This is a genomic window from Marinomonas maritima (genome assembly GCF_024435075.2).
GTDB lineage: Bacteria > Pseudomonadota > Gammaproteobacteria > Pseudomonadales > Marinomonadaceae > Marinomonas > Marinomonas maritima.
Genome location: NZ_JAMZEG020000001.1, coordinates 784,241 through 798,020 on the forward strand (window position 1 = coordinate 784,241; position 13,780 = coordinate 798,020).

Below are 13,780 nucleotides of genomic sequence, written 5' to 3' on the forward strand. Positions count from 1 at the left end.
CCATGTTACTTCCTCGAATTTTAAGTGCCATAGTCATGGCTGTTTTGTTTATTTGTGCGGTTTTTGTACTCGAAGCGTCACATTTTATTGTCGCCATGGCGGGTGTTGTGTTGCTGGCTGGCTGGGAGTGGGCTCGTTTATCGGGCGTACGTAGTCAAATAGGCCGCATTGGTTTTTCTGTTTTTATTGGTGTTGTGTGCTTTTGGGTTTTTAATTTCAATTTGCAGAAAGTGTCACTTTACATTAGCCCTTTATTATGGGGTTTGGCGCTTTATTGGGTGGTACGTTATCCATCGCCGCTACTGTGGCGTCATGTTGTTAGTCGCTTGTTATTTGGCGTTTTTGTGCTGGTTACAACCTGGACTGCCTTGGTTGTTTTAAAGCAGTCGGATGATTTCGTCGTCTGGGTTTTACTGCTGATGGGGTTGATTTGGGGTGCTGACTCCGGTGCTTATTTTGCGGGTCGAGCTTTCGGGAAAAGAAAGTTAGCCAAATTTGTCAGCCCGGGTAAATCATGGGAAGGTGTTATTGGTGGTTTAGTGTTGACTCAGATGGGTGTGATTATATTTGCCGTATTAAGTGGGTTCACGTTAACCCAGTGGAGTATTCTCTCGGTTATTGCGTTATTAACCTCCTCGGTCTCGGTGTTGGGTGATTTAACGGAAAGCTTGTTTAAGAGGCATGAGAAGCTAAAGGATTCGAGTCATTTGATTCCTGGGCACGGCGGAGTGATGGATCGTGTCGATAGTTTAACGGCGGCGGCGCCTATTTATGTTTTATTGCTAAGTTTGGCTGGATGGCTTTGATGCAAGGTATTTGTTTATTGGGTGCAACAGGGTCAATTGGCCAAAGTACACTAGAAATTATTGCACAGCATCCGGATAAATTTGTTTTGATTAGTGCGTCAGCGAACGAAAGTGTGGATAAAATGGCAGAAATTTGTCGCCGTTTTAAGCCTCAGCGCGCGGTGATGGGATCCGAAAAGACCTGTAATGAATTGGCTCAACAGTGCCAAGGCTTAGCAACGTCGTTTGAGTGGGGAGAAGCGGCTTTAGAAAGTATTGCTTCTGATTCTGATGTTGATCAGGTAATGGCGGCCATTATGGGGTTCGCTGGCCTTAAGCCTACGTTAGCTGGGGTTCGTGCTGGCAAGCGTACATTGCTAGCGAATAAAGAATCTTTGGTCACGGCAGGGAAGCTGTTCATGGATGAGGTGGCGCGTCATGATGTTACGCTTCTTCCGATAGACAGTGAGCATAATGCGATTTATCAAAGTTTACCGCAGACTTCTTCCGGCGCTCATAAACGGGATGTGTCAAAGATTATTTTGACTGCATCCGGCGGGCCCTTCAGGAAGTGGTCTCTAGATGATATGAGCTCGGTGACACCGGAGCAGGCGTGTAAACATCCAAATTGGTCAATGGGGCAAAAAATATCTATTGACTCCGCTTCCTTGATGAATAAAGGGTTGGAGTTGATCGAAGCCTGTTGGTTGTTTGATGTAACACCAAATGAGGTGGATGTGGTCGTCCACCCAGAAAGTATTATTCATTCTATGGTGTCATATCGCGATGGGTCGGTGATTGCTCAGATGGGAAACCCTGATATGAAGATCCCGATTGCGTATGGTATGAGTTGGCCAGACAGAGTTGAGACAAACGTGGCTCCTTTGAATTTAATTGATGTCGCACGTTTGAATTTTGAGTCTCCTGATTTGTTGCGCTTCCCCAATTTGAAGTTAGCTGCTGATGCCTGGTTTATGGGAGGGACAGCCATGGCGGTATTGAATGCAGCGAATGAAATTGCCGTAGAGGCTTTTTTGAACCGCCTGATCGGTTTTCTTGATATTGCAAAATTGAATGAACATGTTTTGACTGTCGCAAATATTGTGGCGGTGAATACGCTTGATGATGTTTTTGAAGCGGATAGATATTCTCGCCATTTGGCTCTGGATATGATCTCTCGCGGTAAATTTTCATGATACAAAATATCCTTTCTATTGTTGTTGCATTAGGCCTTCTGATTACCTTTCATGAATTTGGTCACTATTTTGTGGCTCGACGTTGTGGCGTTAAAGTACTGCGTTTTTCGGTTGGTTTTGGAAGACCTATCTATCGTTATGTTGGTAAAACGGGAACAGAATATACGCTCGCGATGATTCCACTTGGCGGTTATGTACGAATGCTTGATGAGCGCGAGGGAAATGTTCCTGAATCATTAAGAAGTCAGGCTTTTAATACAAAAACAGTTTGGCAGCGTATTGCGATAGTGGCGGCGGGGCCAATCGCGAATTTCATTTTAGCGGTTGTTATATATGCATTGGTAGCTTTACTTGGCGTTCAATCTATTGCGCCTAAAGTAGGCCAGATTGAGCAAGATACGCCTATTTCGCAAACGCAAATACAAGCCGGAGATGAGCTTGTTTCAATTGCTGGTGAATCGGTAGCATCGTGGGAAGATGTAAATTTAGTGTTAGCGGGCTTGATTGGTAAAACAGGAATCATTATCGTTCGGTACCAACCTGATGGATTGAGTTCGTTACAAGAAGACAGTGTACGTCTTAATCGATGGCTTGTTGGTGATGAACCTAATAATTTGATTAAAGCATTTGGTTTGGCACCATGGCAGCCGCTTATTTTACCCATTATCGCTCAGGTAGTGGAGGGCGGAGCGGCGGCTGAGGCAGGTTTCTTTCCTGGAGATAAAGTTTTAACGGTAAACGATCAACCTGTGGCAAACTGGCAGCAGTTTGTTGCATTAGTGCAGGCAAGCCCAAGTAAGACGTTGATCGTTGAAGTGCAGCGTGAACAAGGCTCGACTAAATTATCATTATTACCTAAATCTACCGAGCAAAATGGTAAGGTGATAGGGTATGCTGGGCTGGCTGTAGTTCCTCCTAAATGGGACGAAAGTCTTATCAGGGAGCAATATTATGGTCCGTTTGATGCACTTTCTTATGGTGTTGCACAAACGTCTAAAATGGTATCTTTAACGGTTTCGTCTATTGGGAAAATGATACAAGGACTGATTTCGGTTGATAATTTATCTGGACCGATAACGATTGCAAAAGTGGCGAGCGCATCAGCCGACTCTGGTTTGCAGTCTTTTTTAAAATTCATGGCTTACCTGAGTGTCAGTTTAGGGGTGCTTAATTTGTTGCCTATTCCAATGTTAGATGGTGGGCATTTGTTGTTTTTTGGCATTGAAGCTATTCGTCGTAAGCCTGTCTCTGAGAAAATTCAGAGTATGGCGTACCGTGTTGGTGCTTCTCTTTTATTTGCTCTAATGGCCATCGCCATTTTTAATGATATTGCCCGCTTGTAGAGAGGTATATGTGAAATTCGTTCCAGCGGTGTTGTTGGCTTTAATAAGCGTGCAGAGTTTTGCAAAAGCAGTAGAAGATGTTCGAATTGATGGCCTAGTACAGATGCCATCGGCGCGAGCATTTGATGTCATAGGATTCGATAAGAGTGAGTCCTATGATTCAGGTAAAGTATATCAAGCTATTAGTTCTCTTTTTAACACCAGTTACTTTAGTGACATTGATGTGTATGAAGAAAACAATGTCTTGATCTTTGATGTGGCTGAGCGACCTTCTATTGGTAATTTAACCATAGAAGGTAATGAGCTCATTAAAACAGAAGACTTAGAGCGAGGTTTGAAATTATCAGGCCTAGAAATTGGTGAAATTTACAAACCTGAAACCTTAAATCAGATTGTGCAGGAACTTCAGCGTCAATATTACGCTCTTGGTCGTTATAGTGCCAAAGTGGATATATCTGTGGAGGATATGCCTCGTAACCGGACGGGTATTGTTATCAATATCGATGAAGGTGATACAGCAAAAATAGTTCATATAAACATTGTTGGTAATAAGGATTTCGACCAAGAAACGCTTACGAAAAACTTTGAGGCGGAAGAAATCGGGTCCTGGAACCCCTTTAGCTCTGCAGATGAATACGCAAAAGCGAAGGTAGAGGGTGACATCAATACTTTAAAAAGCTTTTACTTAGACAAAGGCTATTTAGATTTTAGTGTCGTTTCTAGTCAGGTGAGTTTGTCTGCGGATAAACGTGACGTTTATATTGTTATTAATGTTGATGAGGGTAAGCCTTATAATATTAATAACGTGTCGTTGAGTGGCAGTTTACCGATTGCAGAAGATCGTGTGTGGAAGCAAATCTCTCAGAAACGTGGCGATGTTTTTTCTCGTAGTGAAGTAACTAAAATCATTGAGAAAATATCAACTGAATTGGGTGATGATGGTTATTTGTTCACTAACGTGAATGTGATTCCAGAAAAACTAGAGAACCATACGGTTAACCTTAGTTATCAAATTACTCCTGGTCCCAAAGTCTATGTTCGTCGCATCACGTTTAGTGGTAATAGTGAAACACAAGATGAAGTGTTACGCCGTGAAATGACGCAATTTGAAGGGGCTTTGGCAACGCACTCTAAAATACAATCTTCCAAACGTCGTATCGAACGCCTTGGTTTTTTCGGAAGTGTTGATTTAAGAACACGCCCTGTTGCTGGCACCTCTGATCAGGTTGATCTTGATGTTGTTGTACAAGAGCAAGCCTCCGGTAGTATTCAGGCGAGCATTGGCTATTCGCAAGAAGACGGTACTGTGCTTGGGTTTGGTGTCTCTAAGCGTAACTTCTTAGGGACAGGCAATAAACTGTCTTTTAATGCAACCCGTACAAATCAAACGCAAGATTATTCTATTAATTACGATAACCCATATTTTACTGTCGATGGTGTGAGTCGTGGCTTCCAAGTTTTTTATCAAACCAGTGATCATGCTGATGATGATGTGGAAGATTATGACCTTGATGAAATTGGTGCTGGAGTAAATTACGGCTATCCGATTTCTGATACACAGCGCTTGTCTTTTGGAATGACGGTGAAAGAAAGTACGGTGAAATTAGGCTCTGATCCATCCAATGAGACACAAGATTATGTCAATACGCATGGTGATAATTACGACGATTTAATTGGCAGCTTAACGTGGAGTGACAGTGATTTAGTGGGTGGTGTATTGCCAACGGATGGTTACTCAACCAAAGCTTCTTTGGAAGTTGCATTGCCTGTGGGTGATCAGCAATATGCCAAGCTTGGACTCACGTCGCAAAAATATTGGAATTTAAACAGTTCTGATTTGTGGTTGTTCCGGCTAAAAGGCCGTTTAGGCTATGGTACTGGCTACGGAGATACAGACAGTTTACCTTTCTTTGAAAACTATTTTGCTGGTGGGTCTTATTCCGTTCGTGGTTATGGCGCCTCTTCTTTAGGGCCAAAGAATTCGTATTCTAGTACTTCTACTAATACTAGTTCCGCCTTGGGTGGTAATATTTTGATGACAGGTACGGCGGAACTTATTTTTCCTTTACCGATGGTTGAAGATCATAAGTCTGTTAGAACGGCTTTCTTTTTAGATGGCGGTAATGTTTTTACTGACGCATGTTTTTCCGGCAATACAGAGTGTAACGAAGGTATTGATCTATCAGAAATACGTTACAGTGTTGGTTTGAGTTGGACTTGGATCACACCTATTGCACCCTTGTCATTTAATTTTGCCAAACCGTTAAATGCAAAAGATGGTGATAAAACAGATTTCTTCCAATTTCAGTTAGGAACCACTTTTTAACTTAAAGCATATTATTTAAGAGGATTGACAATGAAAAAAATCATAACTGTAATTTTTACTCTATGCTTCATGAGTAGTGTACAAGCAACAGAGGTGGCTGTTATCGATTTTAGAGCGGCGCTTCTCGCGAGTAATATCGGTCAAGAGGCGGCAAAAGAGCCTAAGCAAAAAGTCGCAGAGATGGATGCTCGTTTAAAGAAAGAACAGGCTGATCTTGAGTTATCGGCTCAAGATTTGAAACGAGATGAGCTAACGCTTTCGGAGGGTGAATTTAAAAAACGTCGTCAAGCACTGGCAGAGCATGATAATAAGGTGCGAGCAATGGCGGCTAATATGCAACGCCAAGCGAAAGCGTTAGAGCAAAAGCTAATACAGTCTTTAACGCCTCAAGGCGAAGCTGCGTTGAAATCGTTAATCGAAGAACGCAAGTTAGGTTTAGTTTTGAACAGACAATTAAGTTTATACGCTGATGCTGACGCGGATCTTACCGATGAATTGGTGAAACGTATTAATAAGGACAACTAATCTATGAGCCACACGCTAGGGCAATTGGCTGCTAAGGTGCAAGGTGTTGTTAAGGGAGACAGTGATCTTCTGATTAAAAAATTAGGGACGTTGAAAGGCGCAACAGAATGCGAGCTCAGTTTTTTAGCAAATCCTAAGTACCAAAATCAGCTGGCCTCTTCGTCCGCAGGTGCTGTTTTGGTGAAGACTGAGGCGCTGGCTCAACTGGTTGAAAATGCTATTGTTGTATCAAACCCTTACCTAGCGTTTGCTCAGTTATCCCATTTGTTTGTGCCGCCCATCCAATGCTGGTCAGGTGTTCATCCAAGTGCTGTTATTTCCCCTAAGGCGACCATTGCCGATGGTGTGGTTGTCGGTCCTAATGTTGTTATTGATGATGACGCAAATATCGCTGAAGGCTGTGCTATAGGTGCAGGGTGTGTTATTGGTCGTGGTGCTAAAATAGGTAAAGGAACGCGTCTATATCCTAATGTCACTTTCTACCATGATGTTGTTGTCGGTGAAGCGTGTATTTTTCATAGCAGCTCGGTTATTGGAGCGGACGGTTTTGGTTTTGCTCCAAAAGAAGGGGGTTGGGAAAAAATTGATCAGCTAGGGTCGGTTGTCATTGGTGACAATGTTGAAGTCGGTGCTAGTACAACAATTGATCGTGGTGCAATAGAAAACACCCTAATTGGGCACGGTGTTAAAATTGATAATCAAGTTCAAATTGCTCATAACGTGGTAATTGGTGATAATACAGCGATTGCCGCGAGTACCGCGATAGCCGGCAGTACAAAAATTGGTTCTTTTTGTACTGTTTCAGGAGGTGTTTGCATTGCAGGGCATTTAACGCTTGCTGATAACGTTCATATTACTGGTATGAGTATGATAAGTAATTCTATTACAGAAGCGGGTTCTTACTCTTCTGGAATGGGAATGGAACCAACAGCAAAATGGCGTCGAACGGTTGCTAGAGTCAGAAGAATAGACGATATGGCAAAGCAGTTTTTACAATTGAAACAACAGGTTAATAAGTTTCTAGAGAAGGTTGATAATAAATGATGGACGTAAATGAAATTCGCCAATACTTACCTCATAGGTATCCGTTTTTATTGGTGGATCGTGTTATTGAACTGAATTTAAACGAGTCCATTATAGCGTATAAAAATGTCACCATTAATGAACCATTCTTTAATGGGCATTTTCCAAATCACCCAGTCATGCCTGGTGTTTTGATTATTGAGGCAATGGCTCAAGCGGCTGGCATCCTTGGTTTTAAAACCATGGATAAAAAACCAGAAGATGGTTCTATTTATTACTTTGTTGGCTCTGATAAAGCACGTTTTAAGCGTCCGGTTGTGCCTGGTGATCGATTACAGCTAGAAGCGAAAATTGTTACGGAAAAACGAGGTATTTGGAAATTTGAGTGTAGAGCAACGGTTGATGGTCAATTAGCGTGCTCTGCAACTATTCTGTGTGCAGACAGGAAGATATAGTGGCGATACATCCAACAACGTTAATCGATTCGAAAGCAGAGATTGACTCCGATGTGGAGATTGGTCCCTTTTGTGTGATCGGACCGAATGTAAAAATTGGTGCTGGTAGTATTATTAAATCACATGTTGTCATCAATGGTCATACGACAATTGGATATAATAATGAAATTTATCAGTTTGCTTCTGTTGGAGAGGCGAACCAAGACAAAAAGTATAAAGGTGAACCAACACAGTTGGTTATTGGCGACAGTAATGTGATTCGTGAAAATGCGACGATTCACCGTGGTACTGTTCAAGATACTGGTATTACTGTGGTCGGTAATCACAACTTGTTTATGGCTAGTACGCATATTGGACACGATTGTATTGTTGGTGACCATAATATAATGGCTAACTTTGCCGCTTTGGCGGGTCATGTCAAAGTGGGTGATCATGTTATTCTTGGTGGTTATACTGGGATTCATCAGTTTTGTCAGGTGAACTCATTTAGTATGTGCGGTATGGGATCAATGGTTGCTAAAGATGTCCCTAGGTACATTATGGTTTCTGGAAACCCAGCCAAGGCTCATGGGATGAATTTTGAAGGGATGCGTCGAAGAGGTGTGACTTCTGATGTTATCCGAGCTTTGCGCTCAGCCTATAAGAGAATATACCTCAAAGGATTAACGCTAGATTCCGCGCTAGAAGAATTGGAGAAGGGGGACATGTTTCATATTCCTGAGGTGGCCGAGTTCATCTTATCCATTCGGCAGTCTAAACGTGGAATAATACGATAGGCACTATGTTTAAAAGAAAACCCCGGATAGTTTCGGGGTTTTTTATTATTAGAGGTTGTATAAATGAAAGTGATGTCTCCGATACGTTATGTTGTAGTTGCAGGTGAGGCTTCAGGTGACATTTTAGGCGCTAATCTGATTGCCCATTTAAAAATATTGCACCCCAATGCTATTTTTGAAGGAATTGGTGGGCCGTTAATGGAGGCGCAAGGCTTCAAGACAGTGGTACCAATGGATCGATTATCGGTAATGGGACTGGTTGAAGTTTTAGGGCGCTTAATAGAGCTTCTTGGTATCCGAAAACGTTTATATCAATCTTGTTTAAATAACCCGCCAACGGCCTTCATCGGTATAGACTCTCCTGATTTTAATATGCCTTTGGCGAGGAAGTTAAAAAAAGCCGGTATTCCGACCGTGCATTATGTCAGTCCTTCTGTTTGGGCTTGGCGTCAAAAGCGTATTTTTAACATCAAAAAATCAGTTGACTTAATGTTGGCGTTATTTCCATTCGAGTTGCCTATTTATCACGAACATAAAATCCCCATTGTTTGTGTCGGTCATACATTAGCGGATGACATTCCGCTAGATAGCGACGTTTTTGAAGCAAGAGATGTGCTTAGTTTAGGTTTAATTAATGGACCGGTGTTTGGCATTTTACCCGGTTCTCGTGAAGGTGAAGTGTCTCGCCTTGCGCCTCTTTTTGTGGCGGCGATGAAGCAGATTAAACTGAAAGAGCCCGATGCTGTTTTTTTGATGCCGGCGGCCAATGCTGCAAGGCGAGTTCAAATAGAGGCGATACTTCATGAGGCCAATGCTGAAGCCATTATTATCGATGGTCAATCACGTACTGTGATGGCCGCATCCGACGCCATCTTATTAGCGTCTGGAACAGCGGCTCTTGAAGCCATGTTAGTAAAGCGCCCTATGGTTGTGTCTTATCGAGTTAATAAGTTGACGTATGCCATCATGTCTCGAATGATCAAAGTGCCTTATGTCTCGTTGCCTAACTTATTGGCGAATGAAGCCTTGGTGCCTGAATTGCTTCAAGATGACGCCACACCCAATAATTTAGCAACAAAATTGCTACAGACTTGGCGGTCTTTTAATGAAGATAAAACCATTCAAGCTAAGTACGTTAATTTGCATAAAATGTTACGTAAAAATGCTGGAGAGCGGGCTGCGCAAGCAATTGTTTCAATGCTTAAGGAAAAAGAAAAATAATGGAACCTTTCGTTAGTCAGATTTACTTTGGCAGCTTGCTTGCGGGTGCCGACGAAGCTGGAAGAGGGCCGTTGGCTGGCGAAGTGGTCGCCGCGGCGGTGATTCTAGACCCAAATCGGCCTATAGAGGGTCTTGCGGACTCAAAGAAATTAAGCGAAAAAAAGCGTGAAGCGTTGTTTATTGAAATACAAGAAAAAGCCTTAGCCTATGGTATTGCCAGTGCCACGATAGAAGAAATTGACGAGATAAACATACTGCACGCCAGTATGCTGGCTATGTCACGAGCCGTGGCATTATTAACAGTGTTGCCTGAGCATGTATTGATTGATGGCAATCGTATTCCTCTTAATTTGCCTTGTCCTGCGGAAGCGGTGGTGAAAGGAGATGCTCGGCACGCAGCTATCTCAGCCGCGTCTATTTTAGCCAAAGTAACCCGTGACAGGGATATCGTGCAGGCGGCCAAAATTTATCCGCAATATGGTTTTGAAAAACATAAAGGTTATCCTACTGCCTTGCACCTTAAAGCTATTCAAGTGCATGGCATCACGCCAATTCATCGACGTAGTTTTGGTCCAGTAAAAAAGATTTTAGAGAGATAATATTTTGTCCGCATCGTTTATACATCTACGAGTCCATACCGAGTTTTCTTTAGTAGATGGCTTGGTGAAAATCAAAGGGCTACTTGGCACGACCGAGTTAATGTCCATGCCGGCAGTTGCCATTACCGACGAAAACAATCTTTGCGGTTTTGTACGTTTTTATAAAGGTGCAATGGACAAGGGTATTAAGCCTATCTGTGGTGTTGATGTTGTTGTCGACGAGGATGGTGAGATGGATTCTCGCTACCGTCTTACTTTGTTAGCGACGTCAAATAAGGGCTACAAAAATATCATCGAAATTATTTCGAAAGGATATCAACTTGGTCAAGTGGACGGTCGTCCAATTGTTCAGCGCGAGTGGATTGAAGCTTGTAGTGATGATGTTATTGCTTTATCTGGAGCGGGTTTTGGCGATATTGGTTTGTTGCTGCAAAAAGGCCGACAGGATCAGGCAAAAAGTCGTTTGGCTTATTGGATGTCGATATTTCCTGAACGTTTTTATATTGAGTTACAGCGAACTAGCCGTCTTGGGGAAGAAGAGTACATACACGCGGTTGTTCCTCTTGCGAGCGAGCTTGAATGTCCAGTCGTTGCGACGAATGATGTTCGCTTTTTAAAGCGTGAAAACTACGAAGCACACGAAGCTCGTGTGTGTATTCATGATGGCGTAACTTTAGATGATCCACGTCGTAAACGTCGTTATTCAGAAGAGCAGTATTTCAAAACACCAGAAGAGATGGCTGCGCTTTTTGAAGATATTCCTGAGGCGCTTGAAAATACCGTAGAGATTGCAAAGCGCTGTAGTGTGGATGTGTTACTGGGTGAATATTTTCTGCCAGACTATCCTGTACCAGAAGGGATGACGATGGAGGCGTTTTTTAGTGAGCTGTCTTACGATGGCTTAACTGAGCGCTTTAATTTTTTGACTAAAAAGTATGGTGAACGAATTGAAAAACGACGTCAAGAATACTGGGATCGTTTGGACTTTGAATTAACCATTATCAATCAAATGGGTTTTCCCGGTTACTTTTTAATCGTAATGGACTTTATCCAGTGGGCAAAAGATAACGACATTCCAGTTGGCCCAGGACGAGGATCTGGTGCAGGCTCCTTAGTGGCTTATGCTCTGAAGATTACCGACCTTGATCCACTCGAGTATGATTTGCTATTCGAACGGTTTTTGAATCCTGAGCGGGTTTCCATGCCCGATTTCGATATCGACTTTTGCATGGAAAATCGTGACCGAGTAATTGACTATGTATCGCGCACTTATGGTCGCGATGCGGTTTCTCAGATCATCACCTTTGGGGCGATGGCGGCTAAAGCGGTAGTGCGAGACGTGGCACGAGTGCAAGGTAAGCCATACAGTCTTGGAGATAAGCTTTCTAAATTGATTCCTTTTGAAATCGGTATGACCTTAAAAAAGGCCTTAGAAGAAGAGCCAGCATTACCTGAGTTTTTGGCTGGGGACGAAGACGCCGCTGAAGTCATGGAAATGGCTATTTCACTAGAAGGCGTGGTTCGTAACTTTGGTAAACATGCCGGCGGTGTGGTTATTGCGCCGACAAAATTGATAGATTTTGCGCCACTATATTGTGAGGAAGATGGTTCAGGATTAGTTACTCAATATGACAAAAATGACGTGGAAGAAGCGGGACTGGTGAAATTTGACTTCCTCGGTTTGAAGACGCTTACTGTCGTAGATTGGGCGGTTAAAAACATTGACGCTATTAACGAGTTGGAAGGTAAGCCACCGTTAGATATTGCACTCATTGATTTGGAAGACAAGTCCACCTATGACTTATTAAAGCGAGCCGAAACAACGGCGGTATTCCAGCTGGAGTCTCGCGGTATGAAAGAGTTGATCAAGAAGCTTTTACCCTCACGTTTTGAAGATATTATCGCCTTGGTGGCCTTGTATCGACCTGGGCCACTAGGCTCCGGCATGGTAGATGACTTTATTAACCGTAAGCACGGTCGTGCCGAGCTGGCTTTCCCTCATTCTGATTATCAACATAGCGATCTTATTCCTGTTCTAGAGCCAACGTACGGCATTATTTTGTACCAAGAACAAGTAATGCAGATTGCTCAGGTATTGGCAAAATTCTCTCTAGGTGGTGCGGATTTACTTCGTCGTGCCATGGGTAAGAAGAAAGCAGAGGTAATGGCTGAACAGCGTTTAATTTTCATGGAAGGCGCGCTAAAAAACAATGTTGATAAAGACCTGTCAGGTAATATTTTTGATCTGATGGAGAAGTTCGCAGGTTATGGTTTTAACAAATCTCACTCCGCGGCTTACGCATTAGTTTCTTATCAAACGGCTTGGTTAAAAAACCATTACCCTGCGCCGTTCATGGCTGCTGTATTGTCTGCCGATATGCAAAACACGGATAAGATTGTTATCTTTATTGAAGAATGTCGCTCAATGAAGTTGGTATTAGAGCTGCCCAATGTGAATGAGTCTGTTTTCAAATTCACCGTCAACCCGAAAGGCGCTATTGTCTATGGTCTGGGAGCGATTAAAGGTGTGGGCGAAGGCCCAATCGAAGCCATTGTCGAAGCGCGAAAAGAAGGCGCTTTTGAGCACATTTTTGATTTTTGCCAACGTGTCGGGCGTAAAGTTAATAAGCGCGTTATGGAAGCGTTGGTTCGCTCGGGTGCTTTTGATACGATTGGACCGAATCGTGCCACGCTATTTGCTTGTATCGATGAAGCGCTGAAGAGGGCCGTGCAGGATGCGAAAAACCACGACGCTGGTATGACGGATTTGTTTGGCATTGCAGTAGATGAAAATACAGAGGATGCTTATAAGGAAATAGGTACTCAGCATGAATGGCCACCACGTCAGCGACTTGATGGCGAGAAAGACACATTGGGTCTGTATGTGACAGGTCACCCGATTGATGAGTATGAAAAAGAGATTCGTCGCTTTGTTCGCTCGAAAATTGTAGACCTCCAGCCTAAGCGTGGTGATACGCAAATTATGGCTGGTCTGATCGTGGACTTGCGGATTACCAAGAGTAAAAAAGGTGGTAATATTGCTTTTGTCACTCTAGATGACCGCTCTGCTCGTATTGAAGTAACGGTTTTCCCAGATAGCTACGAAACCTTTAAAAACGTTATTGTTAAAGATGAAGTTGTTGTTGTTGAAGGTGAAATTTCGGTTGATGAATTTCGTGGAGGGCAAAAAGTTATTGCTCGAAATATCCTTGATATTGCTCAGGCTCGAGTTCGCTATGTTGAGGCATTGCGTATTACTTGGACTTCAGAGACGGTAACACCAACTGAAATCAAAACATTAGCAGGGTACATGGAATCATTTCGTGGAGACGGCTGTGATGTGGTTATTGGTTTTGATACCGCTGAGGCATGTGGTGATATCCGTTTGGGGGCAAGTTGGAAAGTTCGTCCAGATGACGAATTAATTCATCAACTTCAGAAACAATACGGTAAACAAAATGTTCAGTTAGTGTATACTTAGTCTCATTTAATAGAGCTATAGGATAAAAGCGATTTGCTTTTTCTCCTTAA

Annotated in this window: 11 protein-coding genes; all 11 read left to right on the top strand. The window is 42.9% G+C overall.

Annotated elements, in window-relative coordinates; translation table 11 throughout:
- Nucleotides 1-2: 2 nt before the first annotated feature.
- The gene (locus M3I01_RS03825; protein WP_255894259.1) at nt 3-806 is read left to right on the top strand and encodes a phosphatidate cytidylyltransferase; all 804 of its coding nucleotides are present in this window, start codon (nt 3-5) and stop codon (nt 804-806) included.
- Nucleotides 806-1,981, top strand: coding sequence for a 1-deoxy-D-xylulose-5-phosphate reductoisomerase (gene ispC, locus M3I01_RS03830; protein WP_255894261.1), 1,176 nt, complete (start codon nt 806-808; stop codon nt 1,979-1,981). The genes M3I01_RS03825 and ispC overlap by 1 nt, the downstream gene beginning before the upstream one ends.
- Nucleotides 1,978-3,324, top strand: a complete 1,347-nt coding sequence (rseP, locus tag M3I01_RS03835; protein WP_255894262.1) for an RIP metalloprotease RseP — start codon at nt 1,978-1,980, stop codon at nt 3,322-3,324. Before ispC ends, rseP begins: the two co-directional genes overlap by 4 nt.
- Nucleotides 3,305-5,650, top strand: coding sequence for an outer membrane protein assembly factor BamA (bamA, locus tag M3I01_RS03840; RefSeq protein ID WP_394358964.1), 2,346 nt, complete (start codon nt 3,305-3,307; stop codon nt 5,648-5,650). Before rseP ends, bamA begins: the two co-directional genes overlap by 20 nt.
- A 30-nt stretch (nt 5,651-5,680) precedes the next feature.
- Entirely contained in the window at nt 5,681-6,175 is a 495-nt protein-coding gene (locus M3I01_RS03845; RefSeq protein ID WP_255894264.1) for an OmpH family outer membrane protein, read from the top strand.
- 3 nt (nt 6,176-6,178) lie between these two features.
- Entirely contained in the window at nt 6,179-7,219 is a 1,041-nt protein-coding gene (gene lpxD, locus M3I01_RS03850; protein WP_255894265.1) for a UDP-3-O-(3-hydroxymyristoyl)glucosamine N-acyltransferase, read from the top strand.
- Nucleotides 7,216-7,653: a 3-hydroxyacyl-ACP dehydratase FabZ gene (gene fabZ / locus M3I01_RS03855; protein WP_112137286.1), complete on the top strand. Its 438-nt coding sequence runs from the start codon at nt 7,216-7,218 to the stop codon at nt 7,651-7,653. Before lpxD ends, fabZ begins: the two co-directional genes overlap by 4 nt.
- Nucleotides 7,653-8,429: an acyl-ACP--UDP-N-acetylglucosamine O-acyltransferase gene (gene lpxA / locus M3I01_RS03860; protein WP_255894267.1), complete on the top strand. Its 777-nt coding sequence runs from the start codon at nt 7,653-7,655 to the stop codon at nt 8,427-8,429. Before fabZ ends, lpxA begins: the two co-directional genes overlap by 1 nt.
- 63 nt (nt 8,430-8,492) lie before the next feature.
- Nucleotides 8,493-9,650: a lipid-A-disaccharide synthase gene (gene lpxB / locus M3I01_RS03865; protein ID WP_255894268.1), complete on the top strand. Its 1,158-nt coding sequence runs from the start codon at nt 8,493-8,495 to the stop codon at nt 9,648-9,650.
- A complete protein-coding gene (gene rnhB, locus M3I01_RS03870; RefSeq protein ID WP_255894269.1) occupies nt 9,650-10,249 on the top strand; it encodes a ribonuclease HII in 600 nt (199 codons plus the stop codon). The genes lpxB and rnhB overlap by 1 nt, the downstream gene beginning before the upstream one ends.
- Nucleotides 10,250-10,253: 4 nt before the next feature.
- A complete protein-coding gene (gene dnaE, locus M3I01_RS03875; RefSeq protein ID WP_275564923.1) occupies nt 10,254-13,730 on the top strand; it encodes a DNA polymerase III subunit alpha in 3,477 nt (1,158 codons plus the stop codon).
- Nucleotides 13,731-13,780: the final 50 nt, after the last annotated feature.

Excerpts from the sequence above, each read along its gene's own strand:
- M3I01_RS03825 (WP_255894259.1), top strand. The coding sequence starts at position 3 with ATGTTACTTCCTCGAATTTTAAGTGCCATAGTCATGGCTGTTTTGTTT.
- M3I01_RS03845 (WP_255894264.1), top strand. The coding sequence starts at position 5,681 with ATGAAAAAAATCATAACTGTAATTTTTACTCTATGCTTCATGAGTAGT.
- fabZ (WP_112137286.1), top strand. The coding sequence starts at position 7,216 with ATGATGGACGTAAATGAAATTCGCCAATACTTACCTCATAGGTATCCG.
- rnhB (WP_255894269.1), top strand. The coding sequence starts at position 9,650 with ATGGAACCTTTCGTTAGTCAGATTTACTTTGGCAGCTTGCTTGCGGGT.
- lpxB (WP_255894268.1), top strand. The coding sequence starts at position 8,493 with ATGAAAGTGATGTCTCCGATACGTTATGTTGTAGTTGCAGGTGAGGCT.
- lpxD (WP_255894265.1), top strand. The coding sequence starts at position 6,179 with ATGAGCCACACGCTAGGGCAATTGGCTGCTAAGGTGCAAGGTGTTGTT.
- bamA (WP_394358964.1), top strand. The coding sequence starts at position 3,305 with ATGATATTGCCCGCTTGTAGAGAGGTATATGTGAAATTCGTTCCAGCG.
- ispC (WP_255894261.1), top strand. The coding sequence starts at position 806 with ATGCAAGGTATTTGTTTATTGGGTGCAACAGGGTCAATTGGCCAAAGT.
- rseP (WP_255894262.1), top strand. The coding sequence starts at position 1,978 with ATGATACAAAATATCCTTTCTATTGTTGTTGCATTAGGCCTTCTGATT.